Below are 24113 nucleotides of genomic sequence, written 5' to 3' on the forward strand. Positions count from 1 at the left end.
TTCAATAACCCAATAAATAAGTCCCTATGTTGATTTCCCCTCCCTTTGGTGGCGGTCGCGCCCCTGTTCTTGCCAGGAATACCGTTGCTAGCTCACAGCCCCTTGCCACGCAAGCGGGCATTGAGGCGCTACAAAATGGTGGCAATGCCGTTGATGCTGCGCTGGCTACTGCCATTACCTTAACGGTTGTTGAGCCCACCATGAATGGTCTTGGTGGCGATGGCTTTGCGATTCTTTGGGATGGTAAGAAACTCCATGGTTTAAATGCTTCTGGACGAGCGCCTGCTGCTTGGACACCAGAATATTTTGCCGGCAAGACTGCGATGGATTTAATTGGCTGGAATACGGTCACTGTTCCTGGTATGGTGGCCGGCTGGGTTGAACTATCGAAAAAATTTGGCAAGCTACCGTTTGCGCAACTCTTTAAACGTGCAATCGATTATGCAGAAAATGGGTTTCCAATTTCTCCGGTGATTGCACGTCAATGGCGTGAAGCAATTCCAGTTCTCAAAAATCAACCGGGGTTTGCAGAATCATTTCTGATTGATGGCAAGGCTCCTCAAGCGGGTGAAATCTGGAAATTCCCTGCGCAAGCAAAAACACTCAAAGAGATTGCTGCCACTGAAGGACAGTCTTTTTACAAAGGTGCTCTTGCCCAAAGCATGGTTGACTTTGCTAAAATCTCTGGTGGTTGCTTTTCTATGCAAGACTTTGCAGATAACAAACCAGACTGGGTTGAGCCACTAGCGTTTGATTATGGCGACTACACCCTTCATGAAATTCCGCCTAACGGCTCTGGCATTGCTGCACAAATCGCATTAGGCATTTTAGAGGCTGCTAATGTTAAGCAATATCCAGCCAATTCTGCACAGCGTATTCATTTGCAAGTAGAGGCGATGAGAATTGCTTTTGCTGATGTATATGAATATGTATCCGATGCGCACTCAATGCAAGTTCCTGTATCCAGCTTATTAGATCGAGATTACTTAAGCAGCCGCGCTGCTCTCATTGATCACACTAAAGCCGGCACTTATGGGCCTGGTGATCCGCACTCTGGTGGCACCGTCTATCTTTGCGCCGCAGATGAATCTGGCATGATGATTTCGTATATTCAGTCGAACTTTAAAGGCTTTGGTTCTGGTGTTGTTGCCCCTGGTGGCATTGCCTTTCACAACCGCGGCATGAGCTTTAGCCTCAAAGCAGGACATCCCAATCAAGTTGCTCCTGGTAAGCGTCCTTTCCACACCATACTACCGGCCTTCTTAACAAAAGATGGAAAGCCCACTATGGCGTTTGGAGTGATGGGTGGCAATATGCAACCGCAAGGCCATATTCAAGTAGTCATGCGCTTTGTAGATGAATATCTCAACCCGCAAGCTTGTTCAGATGCGCCACGCTGGCGAATCGATGATTTAGGCAAGCTCACTTTAGAAGCAGGAATGCCAGCGAATATTGTTGAGGGCCTCAAAAATATGGGTCACGAAGTCATGGTGATGCCTGCGAACAGCTTAGATTTTGGTAGTGCCCAGGCCATTGCCAAAATTAGTGATGAAGCTGACTCTGCTTATATTGCTGGTAGTGATCACCGCAGAGATGGATTGGCGGCTGGGTTTTAAGTCAAAAACTAACCGTTAATTTAGTTACCCACCAAACCCAATCTTTGTCATGAATCTTGAGAAATTCATACGGTAGCAAATCATCAGCGCCATCTTTTTCTATGCGCTGAGTGTATTCTCGCCACCCTACTCTGACCTCCTTTTTAGATCGCTGTAGACGAAGTACTTGTTTATTGATCTGGCTAATGTGTTCAATCACATGAGTGAGATCATTTTTCATCAGAGCAGGACTGGGCAGTAAAGAGTTCATTTTGTAAATAACTCTACTTAAAAGTTCATCAATAAATTCCACTGTTTCGCTTGGGGAGATTAAAGCGCTTATCCATGTATTGGGCCACCTGTTTGATAAAATTTGTATATACTATTTTAAGGTGAGTGCATGAAAAATCTGATCATCAGTCCAGCGATTCAAGAAAAGTTGGCACTAAAGCACGGCATAAGCCGTAGCGATGTTGAGCAGTGTTTTCGCAATAGAACCCGCTCATACCTGATAGATAATAGGCTAGATCATCAAACAGAGCCTCCAACCGAATGGTTTATCTCAGAAAATGATCGTGGAGTATTGATTAAGGTCGTTTTCCTATTCGACGATGGAATGATCTATCTAAAAACTGCATTTACACCAAATTCATCAGAAATTCGTATATACAATACAATATCAATACCTTACTAACAGTGTCATATCTGTGGAATTGACGAAATATTAAAGCTTACAAGCGAGGAAAGCGATGATCGCAAAAAAAATGAAGAAGGTAAAGATTCAAAATACTGCTGATTCCTGGGAAAGCGGTGAAGTTGGCAGGGACATCAAGTACGCCAAAGCTGTAGACAAAAAAATTGGCATCCAAATCGATGATGCACTAGGCTTGCAAATGATCTCCATTCGACTTGAAAAAGACTTAATTGAGTCATATAAGCTCTTGGGTACAAAATATGACATGGGATACCAACCCCTCATGCGTGAGGCTTTAAAAAGATTTGTTGAAGGTGAATTTAAGTTAATTGCTAGCGCAGCGCTTGAAAAGCAAAAGGGGATCAAACCAAGAGTCAACCCGATTAGAAAAATGAGAAAGGCTGCTTAAGCTTTATTTGGCTGGCAAGCAATTCATATAAAAACGCTTGATCTCTTGATCACAGCTCACATCCCTAGGCTCAATCGGCCTTTGCAATGATATGCCTTCAATGGTTTTACATCTACTCAGCGCCACATAGACTTGGCCTGAGGCAAATGCACCAGACGATAGATCTACTTTGACTTTATCAAGCGTCTTGCCCTGGCTCTTATGAATGGTAACCGCCCAAGCTAGCATTAAGGGAATCTGCACATAAGTACCAATAATGCTAGGCGAGATCTTTCCAGACATCATGTCGTGATCGTAACGATAGGATTCCCATTGATGTCCGGTGACTTCAACGGTATTGGAATAAGGGCCGTTTTTTACCATCACTTTTACTTTATCTGGGAGCATCTCTCGCACAACACCAATAGTGCCGTTCACCCAGCGTTTCGGAAAACCTGGATCTGCGGCGGTAAACATCACCTTTGCGCCCACCTTGAGGGCCAGATTATTGGCTGAAGGTAAGTTACGCTCATCGACATTGAACTTACCAGTCGTTTTGCCTGCATATACTTTGACTTCATTCGTAATAGCACGCAATCCAGCACCATTGATTTGATCTGCTCTGGCATTGGTAGTGGTGAGTGTGATGGTTTCTTCATCTGCCTCAATATCTTTGCGATAACACTGGGCATTCAGAATATCAATGGCTTCATCTACGTCGTGATTAATACGGATACGATTGAGAAGATCAGCAAAGTGTTCATCTTTTTGACGGAAGATCTTGGATAACTCCACCATGGTGACATCTTTACGATGCAGAGCCATGGCGCAGAAGAAATAAGGCCCCTCGTAACCACGATCAGCAAGTACTTGCATATCACTGCTCGACACTACTGGTGGCAACTGAAACAAATCCCCCACAAACATCACCTGAATACCGCCAAAGGGTTTACCTTTTTGTGGCCCGTTCTCGCGCAAGAACAAGTCCATTGCATCGACTACGTCTGCGCGCACCATCGAAATCTCATCAATGATGAGTAGACGTATATCTTTATAAAGGCGCTTATCGCGTAATGGCTTGATATCCTCTTCTGGAAAGATCAACCGAGGCGGCAATCTGAAGAAAGAGTGAATGGTAACGCCCTTCACTTGTAATGCCGCTACACCAGTTGGCGCTACAACGACAACATTACCGGGAATAGTGTCTCGAAGATAACCAATGAGGGTTGTTTTGCCAGTGCCCGCTTTGCCGCTGACAAAGATATAGGGATCATGGCGCTCAATGGCCTCGATCACCGCCTGGTAATCAGGGGTGACTTCAATCTCAGATGAATCTATTGCAGTACTAGTCATCCCCTATTGTTTCACGGCATCGGCAACACACCGAAATCCGATATACACCACCGCGATATCACCTGCTTTAGATTCCACATCAGACTCTTGCTGACGTTCTGGGCCATACCACCAGGAAGCGCCGCGAGTAATATAGCCGCCGTTACGCTCAGTAGCCGTCCACTCCCAGACATTGCCACCCATGTCATACATGCCATTGACCCCTGGCTTAGTAGTCTTTGTGGTGACGTGCCCTGTGCCACGATTCAGAGCGCCCGCGGGCGCTAAACCTTGATAGTCACCACAGCCGCTTAAGCAATGAGAAACCGTGGGAGCGCTCCCACCCGGAAATGGATAACGCTGTCCTTTGGCATACCCAGCAGGAGGATTGGATCTTTGCTCCACGAATGCAGCGGAAGTCCACTCAGCATCCGTTGGTAAACGTTTGCCATAGTAACGGCAGATGGATTCTGCTTCCTTTTGATTGAGATGGGCTGCAGGCTCAGAATCTCCTGCAGGAACTCCGTAAGGAGTCTTCCAAGTCCAACCCGGCTTTTGCACAAAGCCGCCTTCATAAGAAAGGCCGCCACCCTTTTTCTCGGCAGCACTCACAAAACCAGTAGCAGCAAAGCCTTTGACATCAGCAATATTCATCTCAGTTTGATCCCAAATGAGATTGCCAATTTGCACTGTTGGAATAGAGGATGCAGGGGTACTTTGACCAGTAGATGGGCGCAACATGAAATAAGCTGCAATAGCAGTTAGCAGCAGGCCAAACAGAATGGCCGTGAAATCAAAATTTTTCATGACAGGAGCGCTCCAAGTGACTCAATTGAATGGCTTTTATTTTAAAGAGATTGGCGAATTCATACATTATGAGAAATGCTTGATATTCAGTGCCATGAGGTAGATTATCAAAGGATATGAAAGAAGATATAGACAAGATTTATGCAAAACTGCTGAGCCTAGAAACTGAAGTTCAGAATTTACGCCAAGGCTATGTCACACTGAACCAGCAATATGCTGCCGCAGTCAGCACCCTGAATTCCCTTACGATAAGCGCTCTGGAAGCCTCCAAGCGGGCAGCTATTGCTGCAGAAAAGGCCTTATCAGCAGCGCGTAATTCCGCAAAAGCTGCACATCTTGCTGCCTCTAAAGATGCTATTGAGGCAGCTGAAGCGGCTGCGGAAGCTGCGGCAGCTTCCGCTGAAGCCTCTATTGAAGCGGCGGCTGCATCCTCTGCTGCGGCGGCTACTGCAGCAGTTGCAGTAGCGAATCATGCGGAAGAGTCTTCCATCAAGGCAGCAGCTGAGGCATCAGAAGCAACAAAGCGAGCAACTGAAGCCGCAGCAGAAGCAGTCAGAATGTCGAATGCTGCGGCTGAGTCGGCTCGCAGCGCAAGAACAAAAAATATCCAAGAAAAAAAGCCCCTCAATTGACATTGGGAGCTTTGATTTACAGAATTTGGTGGGGCGAACGACGGGGCTCGAACCCGCGACAACCAGAATCACAATCTGGGACTCTACCAACTGAGCTACGTCCGCCGTTGTAGAGGTGACATTATAGCTTTTTGCTCAAAAACCTGTCAAAAATGGCCTGTTTGCTCACTTTGGGCTTTTCTTAAGCGACTTCATAGTCAAAGGCTGCCCAATCTCCCAGGGTAAGGCTGGCATCGATGAAGAAATCCACAATCGCTGCTTTACTCTGAACTTTGGCCAGAGCGTGGTGATCTGAAAGGCGCTGGCGCCAATATCGTGAACCTGCTCTACCGTGAGCTAACCCCAGTATGTGTCTTGTGAATGCGCCTATATAAAACGGTTTTTGTTTTGCTTGGCATTCATCAAACCAGTTCTGTACTTGAGTCACCAAGGCGATCTGAATTCTGTGCCACTCAGTTTCGCTAAATAGATAGCCAGCTGCATCACCATGAGTATTGATCAAGTCATCCCAGCCCAGCAGCATCGCTGGAAAATGATATGCGGCCCTACCCACCATAAAACCATCAAAATCGTTCCAATGCCCTGCAATTTGCTCATTAGATTCTAGGCCGCCATTGAGCAAGACTTTAAGATTCGGAAATTGTTTTTGCGCATCCGATCTTAGCTTGGCAGCAACTTCATAACGCAGTGGTGGTTTGCTACGATTCTCTTTCGGCGAAAGTCCCTTGAGCACGGCATTACGTGCATGAATGGTGACTTGACTTGCACCAGCATCAGCTACTGCCAATATAAAGTTGAGTGCAAATTGATAATCTTGTTCAGAGTTAGCGGCATCCATAGAATCTAAGCCTAGGCGATGCTTTACTGAGATCGGAATATCCACCGCATCCCTCATTGCCTTGACGCAGTCAGCGACCAAAGTAGGCTCAGCCATGAGGCAAGCTCCAAAAGCACCGCGTTGCACACGCTCTGAGGGGCAACCGCAATTTAAATCAATCTCATCGTAGCCCCACTGCTGAACCAGCACTGCTGATTTTGCCAAATCATTTGGCTCTGAACCACCTAACTGCAATACAACGGGATGCTGATCCTGTGAATAATCTAAGTGTCGCGGTACATCGCCATGCATCAGCGCTCCTGTAGTCACCATCTCGGTGTATAGAACTGCCTCTGTAGTGAGTGCCCGATGAAAAGAACGGCAATGACGATCTGTCCACTCCATCATGGGAGCGACTGCTAGGCGTTTCTTTGGACTATTTTTCACGGATATTTTTTAGTCGATATTTCGAGTGATGATGCTATCTATATTTTAAAAAGGTGATGTCTCATTCATCCCTAAATACCCGCCTGAAGAGTAGTTTAGGTTTTAGAGATCTGTGCCTTAGTGGCTCATCACTAGATGCGACTTTCAGAACTTACTAAAACTTACTAAGCTTTGTTTCTAACTCCACGGCTAGATCAAGAGCTCCCATGTAGCCAGACTTCAGGTGGGCTGGCAAATCAGGGTCGCCCACCATAGTCCCAAGCGTCTCTACTAGACTATAGACAATGCCTTTTGCTGCACCAATGGCAATTGACTTGTTGGAAACCGCCTCATCAATATGGTTCACAGCATCTAAGAAATAGTCGTGACCCGGAAGACCATCTGGACCCAGCTCTGTATTTAATTCTTTAGTCATATTGTCCCCTGTATAGCTTGCTTAAAGCATCTGATCTACTTTGTAGAAAAACTTTCGTGCATATGCCAGAATTTCTTTATCACTAGGATGATCAACGGTTTCTACGCCAACAATCTTTTCAGCAATTATGGCGTCGTGTTGATGTGCATACTTGATTAATTCTAGCTTAGCAGAGCCTGGTCCGAGAATCAGAATTTCTTTGGATTCGTTTACGGCTTGAAGCACCGAGTGAAGATATTTGGAATCTAGCGCTACTTTTCCGCTACCCATCTCATTTGCCTTGTGATGTAAGTGGGTATGCGTTGATTTGCTGTGAATGATTTCTGCCTCGCTAGCAGATTCACTTAAAAACATCACGTGCGCTTCTTGATGGTCGATCCAAATAACTGCATGATTTAATGACATATTCTTCCTATGGGTGATCCTAATTGTGGCCTTATTAATATATAAGCTACTGGGCCAGCATACTCCTGCTATGAGGAAAAAACATGTCAAGATTTGATTTAAATCACTAGAAAATTACTCACTAGATTTTGTATTGAGCCAGCCCACCAGCACCTGAACCGCTTCACTACTGATACCCTGCCACTGCTCTTGATCAACCCTGGGGTCACCAAGGACACTCGTCAGTTTTGCGCTCATAGCTGTTTTGAGGTCCTCTGGTGGCTTAACCCCTTTCCAGGCCAGCAGCAAGGCATCGGTAAAAAGTATTTTGGTTTCGGGATGGCGAAATTGATTTTGGGCTTGAATGCCCCAATCAAATGCCAGGTGGATATAGTCTGTCTGTCGTCTTTTTTCTTTAGGGAACTTCAACAATTCAATCAAGGCACTTTGGGCAAAGACAGTTGCTGGAAATCCTGGCCATAGATCAAATTGATTAATCCACCCCATCAACCCCCGTTTTGTTTTGAGGATGGATTCAGCAATGCATTTAGGTCCATCCGCAGTACTGAAGAGATTTAAATCATGGGTCAAGGAGTTGAGGGCAGTGCCAGATTTAATGGCACCACCGGTAAAAAAACCTTGCGCTACGTGCGCTAGCTTTTCAAACACAGGGTCATTGGGCTTAAAGTGATAGAGATAAACATAGAAAAGGGGCTCAGCCCATTTCATAGCCCTCTTGGCGATCTTGAGAGAGCGTGGCAGATGCATCTCAAAATATTCGTTTAAATAATCAGCTCGATTGGATAGGCTGCGCTCTGGCTCAAGCCAAATGGCATAGGGAAAATAACGCCAATAGCGTTGATCTACTTGATGACCCGAAAGCTGCGCCAATGAGAAGCGAATAAAAGTACGCTCACCTACCGCAAAAATATCGGGTGGGAGGCCCATTCTTTCAATCGATATTTTTTGTGAAGCAATCCTTTGCGCAGCGCTAGCTAGCAGAGGAAAATCTTCTGGTAATACCGCTAAGTTCATTTTGACAATATAGGCTTGCTATTCGGAGCCTGAATTGCATTACTGCTTGGTGTAGGAGTAGCTGCAGGCATTGTTGGGGCTGTTGGAGTGCTAGCAGCATCTAAAGCCTCTCTAGCCGCTTTGCCTTTTTTGGAATCCGGCTTGAACGCTAAGATAAAGCGCAACTCTACCCGACGGCTTTTTTCTGCATCTTCTAAGCCGAAGCTTTTGACTACCCGCTTATCGGCATAAGAGCTAATGCCAAAAACATCTAACTTGCGCTCATTTTGATAGGACTGAGGCTTGCCCTCAGTCAGCACTTCGTAAACTGCACGTGCGCGATCTAAACCCAGGTGCCAGTTGGTGTAATTACCCTGTTGAAGCGGCTTAGAATCGGTATGGCCTTCAATAAAAATGGTTTCAATCTCTGCCTCCTCATCATTGGGTGGGCAGTCTAATGGTCTGGCCGCTCTTTCTGAGTGGACATAGCAAGGCAGAATCTTAATTAAAGACTCTCTTGCCTTTTTTAATGTCTGAGTGGAATTGTCATTCAGAACAGCACTGTTAAACCCAAACAAAGCATCTGCTGGTAAACCAATGACGCCCGATTGTGGATCAATCACCACATTCAGGCCGGCCTCTTTAAACTTTTGCCCGATGATCAACACGGCGCTAGCAAGGGGATCATTCACACTCTCGCCTCTTTGAATAGAATCGACCCGCTGAGAGAGCATCACCACCATGATGATGAAAACAAACAATAAGCCAATCATCAGATCACTTGCCGAAGCAAGATAGCCAGCTTCTTCAACCTTTTCAGATTGTTTATTGTGGCTTGATGGTAAAAAAATCATGGTGCTGTTCTAACTTTGATGGAGATATCCGTTTAAGTCTTTGGCAGTGACTCAACAAAATCATCCATGGTTTGCTCTAAGGTCGTGATTGTTGTGTGAATTGAGGAAATCGCCTGGGCTAATTTTTCATCTAATTTAAAGTGCAATTGCACTACCTTATTGGAATAATCCGATACACCCGTCGTCAAATGATTGACAGTTTGATCAATCGAGCTCTTGGTTGATTCAAACTCGGCCCTTAAAGAACTGAGCGCCGCACGAGAAGCATCGGTTCCAAGCTTAATTTCATTTACAGCGTCTTTGAGGGCGCTGGACATTGCAGGAATGCCTACCCCGAACTCTTTGCTAATTATTTCTTGTGAAGCCACAGTGCCATCCAAACTGCGGGCTATCAAACCAAGAGACTCAGTGCTAGATTGGATTTTTTGCACAAAGGAATCAACATTGACAATCACTTTATCAATACCATTTACAGAGCCAATCAATCCACCCAATACAAACTCCAATTTGGTAGCACCTTCGCTGGTGAACTCTTTCGCCCTTTGCAAACCAGACTCTAAGCCAAGCATAGTTTCATTGGTCTTGGTAACTGTCTTTTCTAGGGCGCTAATAGCACTACCAAAAGAATCGCCCGCATGCGCAAGAGAGACTCCAGCCCCTACGCCAGCAATATTGAGTTTTTCAGTGACCTCAACCAGGGTTTTTCTGAATTGTTCCATTTCTTTTGCAGAGTCACCTTTAATCGCTTCTAAGAATTTCTCCATGATATTTTTCAAGGCTTCTTCATTAATACGACTAATCCGCTCCGTTAAATTATCGAATGCATCAATTAACTTCACGCTAAGATCATTAAATAAAGGCTCGAGTGCATTGCCGATCGCCTTGGAGATGGACAGTGCAAAATCTGTTTCAAATCGTTTTAATTGATTAACTTGTTCACGGTTTTGCAACAGCATTTCATGGAACATTCCAAGCTGCGCTTGAATGACTGCTTGTGGAGCATTATCAGGAATCATTGCTCGGAGCTGAGTCTGTAAATCATCAATTGCTGCTTCTAGCTTTTCAAGCGTGAGTTTGGCGGCCCAGTTCCAAACTAAGGAAGTGAATAAGCCAGCAATCGAGGTAATGAACTTACCACCTGCTGTTGCAATCAAACCCTTGAGAGCGGCATCGCGAGACTCTTGATTACCCGTCATCGCCTGACCTGCGTCATTTAATGCTAATGCCAGAAAGATGAAGGTGAACATCAAACCTACACCGATCAAAATATTCGGCATGGTTTCATACAGCGAGAGATTAATTTTGCCAGCCAGGATATTTCTGGCTGTCCAAATATCTGAGTAAGGCTTTAAGCAGTATTGCTTAGAGCCCGAATCCCCTCGAATGGTAATAAGGTTTCTTGCGCTCTCTTGAAGTAAATCGATAATTCGATTGTTTGTTGTGGATCCAATAGCCGCTGTAAAAATATCTCCGTGAACCGCTTCTTTGCCATTGAGCTCACCACAAATGTCTTGAATTTGAGCACTAGATTGGTATATTACTTTTGACCAAGACCAGTACAAAAAAGCAGCTACAAGAAGAATACCCATTGCAATGCCGATGGGTAGGTATAGATTGACTGGTGTTTGCATGGTTTAGCGGAAATTAAAAGAATAAAGAGATGTTACAAGATAGATTCATTGTGAACTTTGAGCGATATTTTGCATAAAGCTAGTCATGAAGCGCCCTTACAAACGCGCTTCATCACAACCAGGCCAAGTGTGCCCTCTGCAACCGGAGCAAAGGAATAGGGGTGTTTATCTTGATAAACCACATTGCCCTCACCCATCGACTCTGAAAACCACTTAGTAGAAAGAGCTCTTTGGAGCTCTTTTTTGCAGTTGTACTCAATATAAGTTCTGAAGGATTGATAAGGGTAACGATCTTTATCAACAACCAAATCCTTGCTTTCATTGACCAATACCTTGACCTTGACAAGGCTTATATTTCTTTGAATAGCCTGAGCATCAATATAAACAGAAATATCTTGATTGGCCGTCACCTTGGTCCAATCAGCGTTAGCCTGACCAGCAAGCAAAAGCATCCAAAGTAAAACAAGTTGCTTAATCATGCAGCAATTTTTCTGCGAATTCATTGTACTGAGGATGCTGGACATAAATCTCAGTTTAGCTTCACTTTAAGCAACATTAAGGTATGGGTTGAGCAGCCAATATCCGAGTCCGAGCGCCGCAATCAAAACCAATAAAACAGCAATGCGCTTGAAGCTTGGATTGGGTCGGCTAGTTTGCGGCAGCTCAATACCTTGAATTGGTAATTGCGCAGAGCTTTTTTTGCGAATAATCTTTTGAATCAAGCTTGGTTTTTCAAACTTTAGCTCATTGATCATTTTTTGAGCCAGCATGGCTTCGATCTCTTTGAGCTCTTTTTGCTCCCTGAGCGCTTGAATGTCATCATCAACTACTTCTTGGCTTGCATCAAATGCTTGGTCATCAGGCAGTCCCAGGATTTTGGCAACCTTTTGAGCGCTTGAATATTTAATCAGCGGCGAATAAAACGCGCCCTGCTCTTTGCCTTCAATTTGCCGAATTTGACTATTCGAAAGTATGGCTTGATTTGCTAACTCTTCTATAGATAGGCCACGCTTTTCTCTAGCAACTTTAAAGTTCTCGCCGAGTATTTTTGGCAATGGATTATTCTGCTTGTCGGACACCAAAATCTCCTAAAAGGGTTAGCAAAAAATGAATTGCATACCCAACAACGCCATTACTTAACCAAACAATATCGAATCATTTTTATGAGCAGTATCGACGATGAATAGTTGGCCCTGAAATACTAGCCTACTGGACATTGCCCATAATAATCATGAACTTAGGATAGTGTATACACTAATTATCACAATGCAAGTATTTCAATTGGATGACAATTTCGGGCCAATTAAGCAGCCGTCTACAAGCGTTGGGCCCCGCTAGCCCTTAAGCCAACTCCTCATCTGCCGAATTAGCACTCTCCCAAACATCCTCTTCAGGCGCAAACTGGGTTTGGGAAACAAAGTTTTTAATTGCCAATAGTGAATCTTGGGCGACATCATCCAAGGTCACCGTCTTTAACTCATCAGAGCATAGATGGCGACATTTCTCTAAATCGCCCACTTCCGCAGCTTCAGCTAGGGATAGCAGTTGCCCCAAAATACCGGAACGATCGACAATCGCATCTACGACGACACCGGGGAGATTGAAGTGGGATAGCAGTTCGCGAGCTGGCTCATCAAAGAGGTTGTCAATTAAAGATAGTCCACCAACCAAGAAAGCTAAATCAGTAGAACCCAAACCCCCACCCGCACCCAACTTGGTGGATAAGGACTCCATAAAGAAGGCTCGAACACAAACGAGCTGTAACAAGGGGGTCGCATCTAAAGCCACCTTAGCTTTAGCATCCGCATAGAGCAAGAGCTGAGTCCAGCGGGTAATACGCTTGATGCCAGAAATGACTGCAGCATCTCGGATATTCTCAGGCTTTTCACGTTTCCTGCGTGAATCAATCTCAGCAATAACCATCAGATGCTTAGCGACGACTGGGTTAGCCTCAATTGAGGCTACCAAGTCTTTAAGTTCCGGGGATGACAGCAGCAAAGTTAATAGCTGCAATAACTTGCGATACTCCTCACCCCGATGCAAAGAAAGTTCAGGGTCGGGTTTCACAAAGTAAAAGCCTTGAAATGCATCGCATCCCAAATCTCTTGCTTGATGGAAATCCTCTGGCACATGGACATTGGTCGCAATGATTTGCAAAACCTTGCTACCATCCTTTGATTTTTCATCGCGCGGCAAAGGTATACCTTTGCAGTAATCAATCAGACTAAATGGCTTAGCAACCTTTTGCAGGTCTAATTTGACATAACGAAATTTAGGCAAAATATCATCTATGCCATCAACCACTTCCGTTAAGCCGGTTAAAACAAATTTATAGCCAGCACTTCTCAATCTCTCAAGCTTTTGCAGAATTTCAGGAACCGGAGGACCCTCAGCGTCGTCAAGTTCTTTTTTAGCCTCAGAAGCTTGAGCAGTCTCTTCAGTCTGTTTCGCTTCAGCGTCAATAGCACCCAAAATTTCTGCAAGATCAATTTGCAAGGGAAACTTCATTGCCGGAAAACCTCTAAGCTCATCACCCAGCTGGTCTGCACGAATATTGATAAAACCCAAATGTTGTCCCAGGGATTGAGTTACCCCCTTGGTCTTTAAAGAATAAAAGATTTCGGAGAGGGTAACTTGAGTCACTTCCTTGCCATCATCATCCCTGAGATTGACATCAGTCACTTCTTCTGGATAGCTAACTTCTGCCTTGGGGTCATCCGCTAAGCGCTTAGCAATTTGCGCTAAGACCTCAGCGCGATCGTTCAGTCGTTTAGCTTTCAGAGTGGTGCCTGGCCGAAAGAAAAGTTCATAGCCAATAATCGCCTGCTCTCTATTAATAATCGGCTCACGTCCAAGATAAGGATTTTCAGGCGCAATTTTCTCAGGACCTCTAGGGGCCTGAATCGGTGCAGATTGTGCTTTTTTCTTAAAAAGTGCCATGGCAAAAGGGGGTGTCAAACAAGTGATGCGATCGCATCATTTTTACCACAATTATATGCAGCTTTAACCCCTGATCCGCACCAAAACGAGACGCTAAGGCCCCCATGAGAGTCTTTCTAGGTGATCTTGTATACCCATTTTTTATATAGGGGAAAATAAGAGTATAAGTTTAACGATAACCCAAGCTATTGAGAATTCTGTATTTCATATTCATCATAAAATACAGAATAGAATATTTTTAGTCGTACGCTCTGACGGTAAATGAAAGTACATCAATGAAAAAATTAGCTGCAATGATTCTGTGTTTCTTTAGCTCTGTGGCTATGGCCAATTGGCTCGAACTTGGTAGCAATGATATTGCTGTTGTCAAAGTTGATACAAGTACGATTAAACGTGGCCCCTACTCCATTCAAGCATGGGTTTTATTTGACCTTAAAAAACCGCAACAAATTTTTGAAGGTGATCGAGATGTGTATTCTGGGGTGGCGTTTTATGAATACGATTGCACCGAGAATAAGGCGCGTTTTCTAGAAAAATATGCCTACACTGAAAAAAATGGCCAGGGCGATCGAATCTTTTCATCCAACAAACCAGAAAATTGGCTGAGCATCCCACCCAACGTATTAAATTTCAAAGTGTTTAATTATTTGTGCCGCCCCAAATAAGCCGCTAAGCTTGGTTGGCCATGGTTTAATTGCGACGCTCTTGAACTAGCACCAAATCAAAACTAAATGTTGAACCCTGCCCTTCAACGCTTTGGATATCGAGCTTGCTGCCCATCATCTCCAAAATGCGATTACTAATTGTCAGACCCAATCCAGTGCCACCGAAACGCCGAGAAATTGAGCCATCGGCTTGAGCAAATGGCTCTAGTATTTGCTCCTGAGCTTCTGGCGAAATACCAATTCCGCTATCTTTGATAGTAAAGCGCAGCGTTAGAGTGGAATTTTCTAGTTTGAGTTTCTGAATCGATAAATCTACTGAACCAAATTCGGTAAATTTAATCGCATTACCAATCAGATTATTAATCACCAAACTCAGATTAAAAAAATCGCCAATTAGTTGAGCGTTGGATTTTAAGTCGCAAGTAAGATTCAACTGCAAACCCTTGGCCTTGGCACCTTCTAAAAACAGACTGCGCACTCTAGAGAAAAGATCTTCAATAGAAAATGGCGCAGTATTGATATGCCCTTTATTAGCCTCTAATTTAGAGAAATCGAGGATCTCATTCACAATTTCAAGCAAGAGCTTGGCGGAAGATTCAATTCCAAGAAGATAATCTCGCACCACTGGACTTAATGGCTCGTATAAGGCCAAAGCAGATAGACCGATAATCCCAGTCATAGGAGTACGTATCTCATGAGACATGTTCATGAGAAATTGAGTTTTGACATTCAGGGCAGCTTCGGCATCCATCCTCGCCTTGAGCAGTTCAGTAATATCCCAATTGGTGCCGACCATGCGTAGTGGTTTATTGTCAGCATCTCTTTTAACAACAGCTAAGCCTCGGATAAAGTGAATGCTGCCATCAGGCCAAACAACTCTAAATTGGGTATTAAATTCACTGGCGCCTTCGAGGGCCTTGGTAATACGCAACTCGGCAGCCGCTCTATCGTCATGATGCAGTCTCTTTGTCCAATCATCATATGAACCACCGAATTGGTCTCGAGCAATGCCATACAAAATGCACATCTGGTCATCCCAAACCAAGCGGTTATTAAAAAAGTCAAAATCCCAAATACCGACAGCGCCAGCCCGGGCCGCCAGTTCAAGGCGATTCTTGGTTTCAATAATGATCTGCTCGGATAATTTGCGCTCAGTAATGTCCCGCTGAATTGATACCCAATGGGTAAACCAACCCGCTTCATTGGCAATGGGAAAAATATTGAGTTCTTGCCAAAACTCTTCACCATTTTTTTTGTAATTGATTATTTCTTCACGTATATGCTTCCACTCCTTAAGAGCTGCAAAAATTCTGCCCTTAGTCTCTGGGTCAGATCTTGGGCCTTGAAGAATTCGAGGATTTTTTCCCAACACCTCATTTGCCAAATATCCTGTTTCCCGCACAAAAGCCTCATTCACATACACAATCCGTGGCTCTTGGCTGTCAGTAGGAATATCAGTAATGACAACAATATCATTTGTATTTGCAATAACAACACCAGCTAGCTTTGCAAATTCCTCACGACCCAATATAGAAAAAGATTGCTCTTCGGCTAACTTTGCCGCTGGAACGGTGATATCTGAAGAATGATTGGAGCTAGTCATACTGTCAAATTATAGGTTGGCCTATCAATTTGGTAAAACTTTATTCTAGGGAATTGATCATTTAGGAAGCGGACTTTTGCAGTGCAGATGCAATCGTGCTGAGGAAGTCTTTAAACCCGATGGGTTTCTCTATTAGGCTATTAAAACCAGCATCCATAATGGCTTGCTTGTCCTCTTGCATGACTGAAGCAGTAAAAGCAATCACAGGAATGGCAGCATAGCGATTATCAGAGCGCATAAGCTTCAAACAATCAAAACCACTCATACCAGGCAGCTGAATATCCATTAATACCAAATCTGGAACTTGCTTTTCAAGTTGTCCTTGTAAATCCTCGCCACAGTCAATTTCACTGGTCTCGTAACCTGAAGACTGCAAAATGTCTTTAGCCAAACTCAAATTTAACAGGCTGTCATCGACTATTAATACATGGGTCATTCTGAAGCCTTTGATTCCACTTTAGGAATAAAGAATGTAAAGCTCGAGCCCTCACCCAATGCTGAGTCAAGCTTGAGCCAACCATTTTGTAGATCAATCAGGCGTTTCACAATCGCTAAGCCAAGGCCAGTACCCTCAAGCTTTCTGGTGTAATTATTTTCAACCTGCTTAAATTCTTCAAAAATCTTCTCTTGATCCTTAGGAGCAATGCCAATGCCAGAGTCCTTAACTATGACATGGATGCCAGCCTCAGTACTTTCTGCTTGCACCACAATCTCACCACCTTCAGGGGTAAATTTAACAGCGTTAGTTAAAAGATTGAGCAAGATTTGTTTCATTTTTCGCTCATCAGCATAGATCAGGTTTTCACCTTCGCCAATATAAACATGGAGTTTTAATTTATTCTTCTTGACTCGTTCAGACACAATCGCGACACAAGATTGAATGGCTTTATTGAGTGAAAAAATTTCCCTGAAGACATTGACTTCACCAGATTCAATCTTAGATAGATCCAAAATATCATTGATTAAATCCAGCAGATGTTTGCCTGAGTTATAAATATTTTTGACATATTCAGTCTGTTTGGGATTGATATCACCAAAGATTTTTTCTTTGAGAAGCTCTGAGAATCCAATAATGGAATTGAGGGGGGTTCTCAGCTCATGCGACATATTGGCTAAGAACTCAGATTTATGTCGATTTGCATTTTCTAATAAAAGATTACTTTCTTGTAAGCGAATTTGATTTTTCTCAAGCTCCAAAGTGCGCTCACGCACCTTACTATCAAGCTCCAAGTTCTGATTCTCAATAATTTTCTGGGACTCTCTTAGAGCACTTTCAGCCTTACTAATTTGAATCAGCTCATTATGAATTTGCTGATTCCGATTCAAAATCATTTTGATAAAAATGAATAGCAAGATTAAGTTGAGAATGGCGATCAGCCAAATTGAATAGAGCGCTCTGAGCCAGGTCTTGAGGTAGATAGTGTCAGCAACTACGGGCGTAACAATAAAAGGGAAATTGGCTACGCGCCTTGGAGCCACGATGCGAACCTCAGAAAGTCCATCTTGAATGACCCTCTGAGAACTCACTTCTGCAACCACGTGATCAATCCCTTGTTCTGACATCAGTTTCTTAGTGCTACTGGTCAAAATTTGTTTACCAACTAAATCTTCCTTAAAGGGATATGAGGTCATTAAAGAGAAATCGTCGCGATACAAGGCAACCGAGGCACCATCCCCTAGATTGCTAATCACCTTCTTATAGAATTCAGAAAAATTCTCTGCTGAGACTCCAATTTGTAAAGTGCCAATAAAATCTCCATTGGTAGACTGCAGTCTCTTAGCTACATAAAATACCCATTTACCGGTGCCTTTATTTTTAACAGGGATACTGAAATAAATTTTCGCTTCTGGGTGGTCTCTAAGCCACTGAAAATAATCACGCTCCGATAAGTTAATTGATGGTGGCGGATAAGATCTTGAGAAATTAGCCACGCTTCCATCTACTAGAGCAATTGAGGCCACATCAATTAAGGGGTTTGAACTAATTTTTTCCGCAAGCAATAAGTGCACTGCTTTTTGGGAGGCATATTGCTTTAATGCTGCCTCACTAGTAAGACTACTTTGCGGCAAGGCACTATAAATACTCTTGAGCGCAACTTCTGCCGAGATAAACGTTTGCGCCGCGTGCTCTGATAATGTCAGGGAGATATTATCTGTTTGTTTCTTCCAGTCTGATTCCGCATTGAATTTCAAATAAAAACTGGCGGCTATAGCAATCGCAACAATTAACAAACCCAGCGCTACACCAGAGGCGATAATAACTAAGCGGTTACTTTTCAATTGATCGCCTGCAATTCAGAGATTTTTTGGGACTATCACGCTTAGCCGGCAAAGTGAGATATGAGCTCTTGCTCAACTACCAGCGCAAGATCTTTTAGATGTTCCTGCTCTTTTTCAGAAAATATTCTTGGCTCAGTATCGATAATGCAGAGCGTGCCAGCGGCCAAACCGCCGGGTAGATAAAGCGGTATTCCAGCATAGAAACGGATAAATGGTTTGCCAATCACTAAAGGGTTATCTTTAAAGCGGCTATCCTCTAGTGCATTAGGGATCAGAAAAATACCCTCACCTAAAATCGCATGCCCACAAAAAGAAATATCCCGCGGGGTTTCTGAGGCATCTAAACCGCAACTGGATTTAAACCACTGCCGGTCTTTATCAACCAATGAAACGAGTGCAATCGGTACATTAAATACGGATCGCGCTAATTTAGTAACCCGATCAAAACGCTCTTCAGGTTCAGTATCTAGAATTTCTAACTGGCGCAAGCCGGCAAGTCTTTCTGCTTCATTTTGCGGATTTTCGGGTGTCTGCATTTCTTACTCCCAATCAAATGGATTGAAGTGGATTGCTACTGAGCGATTTTGAAAGCCTCAATGGACTTATCAATATCTTTAAACATAATAGACCCACGGGGTTTAACACCAGAATCTGCATTTAAGCGAGACTGAGTCCGCATATCCAAGAGGATTTCACCAGCCCTGGCTTCACGGCATAACCGAGAAACAATTTCAGTGACTGCGCCAATCGCTGTATAGTCCTCCCGCCCTTCAAAACCCATCATACCCAAGGTGGCAAAGCCAGTTGCAACACCAACCCCTAGTGATAGAGATGGGTTGTAGCCCTTTTGGACCCAGCGAGTTTTGAGATTACTAAAAGCAGTTTGAAATCGTTTTGCAAGATTGATTGCCTGCATTGGGGCGTTATCAACTGGAATGGGATCATTAAAAAAGATAACGATTTCATCGCATGAAAAACGCTGTACCGTACCGTTAAATTGACTAATGAGTTTGCCTAGAATTTGATGAAACTCACTCAGAATGATCATGACCTCTTCAGGCTCTCTTTCCATTACCAAATTACCAAAGCCACGCAACTCAAAAAACACAATGGTGATTTCTTTACGATGCGGCTGTAATATATCTTCTTGTTTATCAGCCACAATTTTGGTGGCGACTTCAGTGGGCAAGGATCTCTTTAACTTATTCAAGCTTTCGATTTCTTGTACTTGCTGCGCTACTTTCTTCTCTAAATCTTGATTGAGTTGCAGTAACTCACTATTTTTATCAGCAATCTCTTTTTGCAAGCCGGCAATGCGCAGCAAGGAATCGACGCGCGCCAGTAACTCGGCCTGATTAATCGGTTTGCTTAAAAAGTCATCTGCTCCAGCTTCTATGCCCTTGACCTTCTCACTGGAAGGATCAAGCGCTGTCAGCATGACCACTGGCAGCAATGCAGTTTGTGGTTTCTGACGGATAGCTTGGCACACTTCATATCCAGACATCTCCGGCATCATCACATCTAGCACCACGAGATCTGGAATGGATTCCTCTATTGACTTAAGAGCCTCGGCCCCACTAGATGCCGCTTTTACAGCGTAGTCACGGCTCTCCAATACAGCCTTTAATAAATCAATATTTTCGGCAGTATCATCAACAATTAGGATATTGGTAGGTTTCATAGCTTAGTGACTGATTTATATAGGAAATTTAGACCGAATAGGCGATTTTCACCTCATTCTATTATATTATCTTTGCAGCATTATTGAATGTTTTGAAGTCGCACCAATCTGGTTACTGGAGGAGCACATGCAAAAAGTATTTTTTATCCGCGCAGAATGGGACAACGATGCGAGTATCTGGTCTGCGACCTCAGATGATGTGCAGGGATTAGCAACCGAGGCTGACTCGATTGAAATCCTCTTTAATAAGCTCTCTTCCATGATTCCAGAACTCATGCTTTTGAATAAACTGACTGACCAAGCTGAAATTGTGTATGAAGTGCTAGCCCGTAAATCCTCAATAGCTCACATACCATCTGAGGCGTCATCATGACTAAAGTTATCGGATCTTATCGAGGCAACTCTTTTTCTTCAGATTTACTGGCAATACTGAAAGAGGCTGGCTGCAACTATCATGCGCCAGCTCACCGTGGTAACCACGATATTTGGTTCTCACCAATTACAGGGATTTATTTTCCATTTGATAGCAAAATACTCTCGCACCATACTGCTAATGCCATTTTAAAGATTGCCGGCCTTCCGGAACAATTTGTTGCTCATCAAGAAGAAGATTCCGAAGAAAACCCAGACTAAGTTATTACCTAAAAATTGACAGAAGAGAAGAGGCTGCAGAATTCAGCTGTGAAACTACCTGAAAGTCTAAACTTTGCTGAACACTTAATTTCTGTAGATCTGCTTGCAAAGCAGTCAAGTCAATATTTTGAATCTCATCCGCTGCAGCCTGCGAGCTTGTCTCTAATGCAGTGCTGCTATCAAACGCAGTAGTCAGATTGGTACTGGCAGCCGTCATAGATGCCTGAGTAGCAGAAATATGCGAAATAAATTCATTAATCAAGGTAATTGCTGTTGAGGCATTGTCCTCCCCGGAAATTACCCCAGTCACGCTGACAGCATCCATCGGTCCATAAGAAGCACCCGTTAATGTCAATACGTCACCAGAGCTGGTGGCATTGAAATCAGCGCTAAATGTGGAGCCAACAAAAGATCCTAATGAAGAAGATGGATCGGTACCTGAAGTAATTTTGCTAGCAAAGATTGCAGCAACTTGCGTCGCCGTCAGAGATGACGCTGCAGTAAATTCTAAATCACCAATAGTAAGATAATCGCCAGCATTCATAGCACTCAGAGTTACTGTCTGCTGGGCATATACACCTTCAGTCCCGGCAGAACCAGCTTCTACAATGTTAACGTTAGAGGATGATAAGGCTACTCTATTAGTAACAGCGCCACTTACTGTCACATTGTCCTTCGGTCCATTCGTTGAACCGGTTAAGGTCAGGACATTGATAGCGCTGGTAGCAGTAAAGCCGCCAATAAATGAAGTGCTATTAAAAGATCCCAAGGAAGAATCTGGATTAGCGCCTGCAATCTTGCTAGCAAAGATTTCCGCAACTTGTGTGCTGGTTAAATCCGCAGCTGCAGTTAAGGTTAAGCCGCCAATCGTAGCAGTATCACCCGCATTTAATTTATTTAGACTGACTGTCTGCCGAGCAAGCACACCTTCAGTCCCGGCAGAACCAGCTTCTACAATGTTAACGTTAGAGGATGATAAGGCTACTCTATTAGTAACAGCGCCACTTACTGTCACATTGTCCTTCGGTCCATTCGTTGAACCGGTTAAGGTCAGGACATTGATAGCGCTGGTAGCAGTAAAGCCGCCAATAAATGAAGTGCTATTAAAAGATCCCAAGGAAGAATCTGGATTAGCGCCTGCAATCTTGCTAGCAAAGATTTCCGCAACTTGTGTGCTGGTTAAATCCGCAGCTGCAGTTAAGGTTAAGCCGCCAATCGTAGCAGTATCACCCGCATTTAATTTATTTAGACTGACTGTCTGCCGAGCAAGCACACCTTCAGTCCCGGCAGAACCAGCTTCTACAATGTTAACGTTAGAGGATGATAAATATGCACTGCTATTGGTAATTGAACCTGAACTACCGCTTACCGATATTGCGCTTTGCGGTCCGTAATAAGTGCCCCTAATTGATAAAGCGCCATTAGAGATAGTTCCAGGTGTGAAGTAATTGTAAAAATACCCACTAAAGTACCCTCCCGAAGGCGAACTGGAGGAGTTACTCATACGAGCAGAAAAATTGTTTGCCACAGTAGTGGCATTTACAAAACTGGTGGCTGTGAAAGTTAAGTTACCGCCAAGATTTACTGTTTCTCCAGTGAACATATCGTGAAATTGCACAGTTTGTTGTGCATAAGCGCCAGCCGAACTATCAGTTCCGGTTACCAGCGTGGTAACGTCGGACGCACTTAAAGAAGTATTTCCACTTGCTCCAGTAACGCTACCGGATGCAGGAATTAAATCTTTGGACCCCGAACTAGAAGCATAGGCATAAAGTTGCCCATTGGTTATGTTGTAGGCATTCAAAGAGAACTGCCCACTATAACTAAAGCTAGTTCCATTGAAGGAGCCTGCGCTTGATGGGGGATTTGAGTTGTATTGCTGTTTATTTAAAAATGCAATAGCAACCTCAGTTGCTGTCATATTTGAATTGGCTGTAAGGGTAAGCCCCCCTAAAGTTTCAGTTTCGCCAGCAGATAAAGCGCGCATCTGAATTAACTGCTGCGCATTGGTACCTGAGGTGGATGAACTACCAGTTACTGAAGTAGTGACATCTGAGGCCTGGGTAATTGTTGCATTAGCAGTGCGACCACTAACGTCCAAAGTTCTAGCCCCATTAGAACTTCCCGTTAATGTCAAAACGCTAGATGCTACTGCACTAAAACTCCCTACAAAAGAACCACTAAAGCTACCATAATCACTGCCAGTATTTGAGTTAATTTTTGCAGCAAAGATACTAGCAAGTTCAGTCGGGGTTAAATTGCGGCTCGCCGTAAAGGTCAGACCACCTACCGTAGCAGTATCCCCGGCTACAACCGGCGGAAATGATACCGCTATCAGCGCTGCTGAAGAATCGCTACCAAATGATCCGGATACATTTGATGAACTCAGCGGGGTTCTTGCTGATAAGGTTGCACCAACAGCAATAGAACTCATGGGTCCAGTAGTCGCGCCTGTAAACGTAACGCTACTACCCGATCCTGGGCTTGTTAGGTTATAGCCACCCTGAAAACTACTGACACCAAATGATCCATAGCTACTAACGTAACTACTATTAGCAATCTTTTGATAAAAGATATTTGCTACTTCTGATGCAGTTAAATCGGAGTTGGCGGTAAATGTCAGACCACCTACTGTGGCAGAGTCGCCATTGGCCATGGCGTTAAAGCTGATACTTTGTTGGGCGTAGGTTCCCACCCCCTCATCAATACCTGTTACTGTTGATATTGTTGTCGTATCAATGTTGGCAACCGCAAAAGATAAAGCGTTGAGATCTGCCTGCAAGCTCTCAATATCAATACCCTGTACGGATATAGTTTTATTATTTACACCATCCGATGAGCTCACCACAGAAAGAGTTTCATTGCCTGACAAGAGGTTATTGCCATTAATTCCTGTGGTAGCGGCAATTTTTGTTATCTCTGCATTTAATTTTGAAAAAGTGTTGTAAAGATTTGTTTGATCAGTGCCGTTGTAAAGACCGTTCGAGACTTGAGTTGCTAAAGATTGCATTTGGGTCAGAATCGATGCAATTGAACTTAAGCCGCTTTGGGCAACGCTAATAATGTTTGTCGCGTTTGTGATATTGCTTTGCACCCCTGATTGACTAGATGCTTGCGCAGATAATCTAGCAACAACGCTACTTTCTTCCGTGGACAGTGTGCGCTTGCCATCAGCGATCTGTGTGTGCGTTGTTACAAGACGTGCCTGAACATCATTGACTGCACTTTGCAGATTAGATGCTAAGGTAGCGATCGAATTATTCATAGAAACAAAAAAACACAATAAAATTAATGGCTTAGC

General features: G+C 43.8%; 24 protein-coding genes and 1 tRNA gene. 6 read left to right on the forward strand and 19 right to left on the reverse strand.

Translation table 11 applies throughout. The features are described from left to right. Nucleotides 1-26: 26 nt before the first annotated feature. Entirely contained in the window at nt 27-1616 is a 1590-nt protein-coding gene (locus tag C2740_RS05435; protein ID WP_215292063.1) for a gamma-glutamyltransferase family protein, read from the forward strand. A 1-nt stretch (nt 1617) separates the two neighbouring features. Here the strand turns inward: C2740_RS05435 and C2740_RS05440 are convergent, their stop codons facing one another. Next, nucleotides 1618-1866, reverse strand: coding sequence for a hypothetical protein (locus tag C2740_RS05440; protein WP_215292065.1), 249 nt, complete (start codon nt 1864-1866; stop codon nt 1618-1620). A 478-nt stretch (nt 1867-2344) separates the two neighbouring features. Here C2740_RS05440 and C2740_RS05445 point away from each other — a divergent pair, with 478 nt between their 5' ends. Then, nucleotides 2345-2698 (forward strand): BrnA antitoxin family protein, encoded by a 354-nt coding sequence (locus C2740_RS05445; protein WP_251369605.1) that lies wholly within the window; start codon nt 2345-2347, stop codon nt 2696-2698. A 3-nt stretch (nt 2699-2701) separates the two neighbouring features. On the opposite strand, the gene C2740_RS09455 is transcribed toward C2740_RS05445, so the two are convergent. Together C2740_RS09455 and C2740_RS05455 are read right to left on the reverse strand one after the other, a co-directional pair. Continuing rightward, entirely contained in the window at nt 2702-4030 is a 1329-nt protein-coding gene (locus C2740_RS09455) for an ATP-dependent RecD-like DNA helicase (protein ID WP_215292067.1), read from the reverse strand. A gap of 3 nt (nt 4031-4033) precedes the next feature. After that, the gene (locus tag C2740_RS05455) at nt 4034-4816 is read right to left on the reverse strand and encodes an SUMF1/EgtB/PvdO family nonheme iron enzyme (protein WP_215292069.1); all 783 of its coding nucleotides are present in this window, start codon (nt 4814-4816) and stop codon (nt 4034-4036) included. Between the two features lie 116 nt (nt 4817-4932). Between C2740_RS05455 and C2740_RS05460 the strand changes: the two genes are divergently transcribed. Continuing rightward, a complete protein-coding gene (locus tag C2740_RS05460) occupies nt 4933-5448 on the forward strand; it encodes a hypothetical protein (RefSeq protein WP_215292071.1) in 516 nt (171 codons plus the stop codon). Nucleotides 5449-5477: 29 nt separating this feature from the next. Here C2740_RS05460 and C2740_RS05465 read toward each other — a convergent pair. From C2740_RS05465 to C2740_RS05510, 10 genes are all read right to left on the reverse strand, one after another. Continuing rightward, nucleotides 5478-5553 (reverse strand) — tRNA-His (locus C2740_RS05465). Nucleotides 5554-5629: 76 nt separating this feature from the next. Next, nucleotides 5630-6712: a tRNA dihydrouridine(20/20a) synthase DusA gene (gene dusA / locus C2740_RS05470; RefSeq protein ID WP_251369606.1), complete on the reverse strand. Its 1083-nt coding sequence runs from the start codon at nt 6710-6712 to the stop codon at nt 5630-5632. 154 nt (nt 6713-6866) lie between these two features. Beyond that, nucleotides 6867-7127, reverse strand: coding sequence for a hypothetical protein (locus C2740_RS05475; RefSeq protein WP_215292072.1), 261 nt, complete (start codon nt 7125-7127; stop codon nt 6867-6869). A 21-nt stretch (nt 7128-7148) separates the two neighbouring features. Then, on the reverse strand, nt 7149-7532 hold the full coding sequence (locus C2740_RS05480; RefSeq protein ID WP_215292074.1) for a translational machinery protein: 384 nt from the start codon (nt 7530-7532) through the stop codon (nt 7149-7151). 114 nt (nt 7533-7646) lie between these two features. After that, nucleotides 7647-8546: an EH signature domain-containing protein gene (locus C2740_RS05485; RefSeq protein WP_215292076.1), complete on the reverse strand. Its 900-nt coding sequence runs from the start codon at nt 8544-8546 to the stop codon at nt 7647-7649. Next, a complete protein-coding gene (locus C2740_RS05490; protein ID WP_215292078.1) occupies nt 8543-9379 on the reverse strand; it encodes an OmpA family protein in 837 nt (278 codons plus the stop codon). Before C2740_RS05490 ends, C2740_RS05485 begins: the two co-directional genes overlap by 4 nt. Nucleotides 9380-9411: 32 nt before the next feature. Next, nucleotides 9412-11010, reverse strand: coding sequence for a hypothetical protein (locus C2740_RS05495; RefSeq protein ID WP_215292080.1), 1599 nt, complete (start codon nt 11008-11010; stop codon nt 9412-9414). Nucleotides 11011-11093: 83 nt separating this feature from the next. Continuing rightward, nucleotides 11094-11489: a surface-adhesin E family protein gene (locus C2740_RS05500; RefSeq protein ID WP_215292082.1), complete on the reverse strand. Its 396-nt coding sequence runs from the start codon at nt 11487-11489 to the stop codon at nt 11094-11096. Nucleotides 11490-11555: 66 nt separating this feature from the next. Then, nucleotides 11556-12089: a helix-turn-helix domain-containing protein gene (locus C2740_RS05505; RefSeq protein ID WP_215292084.1), complete on the reverse strand. Its 534-nt coding sequence runs from the start codon at nt 12087-12089 to the stop codon at nt 11556-11558. Nucleotides 12090-12351: 262 nt separating this feature from the next. Beyond that, nucleotides 12352-13950 (reverse strand): EAL and HDOD domain-containing protein, encoded by a 1599-nt coding sequence (locus tag C2740_RS05510; RefSeq protein ID WP_215292092.1) that lies wholly within the window; start codon nt 13948-13950, stop codon nt 12352-12354. Nucleotides 13951-14225: 275 nt separating this feature from the next. On the opposite strand from C2740_RS05510, the gene C2740_RS05515 reads away from it, so the two are divergent. Then, the gene (locus C2740_RS05515) at nt 14226-14615 is read left to right on the forward strand and encodes a surface-adhesin E family protein (protein ID WP_215274061.1); all 390 of its coding nucleotides are present in this window, start codon (nt 14226-14228) and stop codon (nt 14613-14615) included. A 25-nt stretch (nt 14616-14640) separates the two neighbouring features. Here C2740_RS05515 and C2740_RS05520 read toward each other — a convergent pair whose 3' ends face one another. From C2740_RS05520 to C2740_RS05540, 5 genes are all read right to left on the reverse strand, one after another. Further along, the gene (locus tag C2740_RS05520) at nt 14641-16218 is read right to left on the reverse strand and encodes an ATP-binding protein (RefSeq protein ID WP_215292102.1); all 1578 of its coding nucleotides are present in this window, start codon (nt 16216-16218) and stop codon (nt 14641-14643) included. A gap of 61 nt (nt 16219-16279) precedes the next feature. Next, nucleotides 16280-16654, reverse strand: coding sequence for a response regulator (locus C2740_RS05525; RefSeq protein WP_215292104.1), 375 nt, complete (start codon nt 16652-16654; stop codon nt 16280-16282). Further along, nucleotides 16651-18498, reverse strand: coding sequence for an ATP-binding protein (locus C2740_RS05530; RefSeq protein WP_215292106.1), 1848 nt, complete (start codon nt 18496-18498; stop codon nt 16651-16653). The genes C2740_RS05525 and C2740_RS05530 overlap by 4 nt, the downstream gene beginning before the upstream one ends. Before the next feature lie 41 nt (nt 18499-18539). After that, nucleotides 18540-19034: a GAF domain-containing protein gene (locus C2740_RS05535; RefSeq protein ID WP_215292108.1), complete on the reverse strand. Its 495-nt coding sequence runs from the start codon at nt 19032-19034 to the stop codon at nt 18540-18542. A gap of 35 nt (nt 19035-19069) precedes the next feature. Further along, nucleotides 19070-20179 (reverse strand): response regulator, encoded by a 1110-nt coding sequence (locus C2740_RS05540; protein ID WP_215292110.1) that lies wholly within the window; start codon nt 20177-20179, stop codon nt 19070-19072. Nucleotides 20180-20306: 127 nt separating this feature from the next. Between C2740_RS05540 and C2740_RS05545 the strand changes: the two genes are divergently transcribed. Continuing rightward, a complete protein-coding gene (locus C2740_RS05545) occupies nt 20307-20552 on the forward strand; it encodes a DUF1902 domain-containing protein (protein ID WP_215292112.1) in 246 nt (81 codons plus the stop codon). Next, a complete protein-coding gene (locus C2740_RS05550; protein ID WP_215292114.1) occupies nt 20549-20812 on the forward strand; it encodes a type II toxin-antitoxin system HicA family toxin in 264 nt (87 codons plus the stop codon). Before C2740_RS05545 ends, C2740_RS05550 begins: the two co-directional genes overlap by 4 nt. Nucleotides 20813-20816: 4 nt before the next feature. On the opposite strand, the gene C2740_RS05555 is transcribed toward C2740_RS05550, so the two are convergent. Further along, entirely contained in the window at nt 20817-24077 is a 3261-nt protein-coding gene (locus tag C2740_RS05555) for a hypothetical protein (RefSeq protein ID WP_215292116.1), read from the reverse strand. Between the last annotated feature and the right edge of the window lie 36 nt (nt 24078-24113).

The sequence above is a fragment of the Polynucleobacter sp. MG-5-Ahmo-C2 genome (assembly GCF_018687735.1).
Classification (GTDB): Bacteria; Pseudomonadota; Gammaproteobacteria; order Burkholderiales; family Burkholderiaceae; genus Polynucleobacter.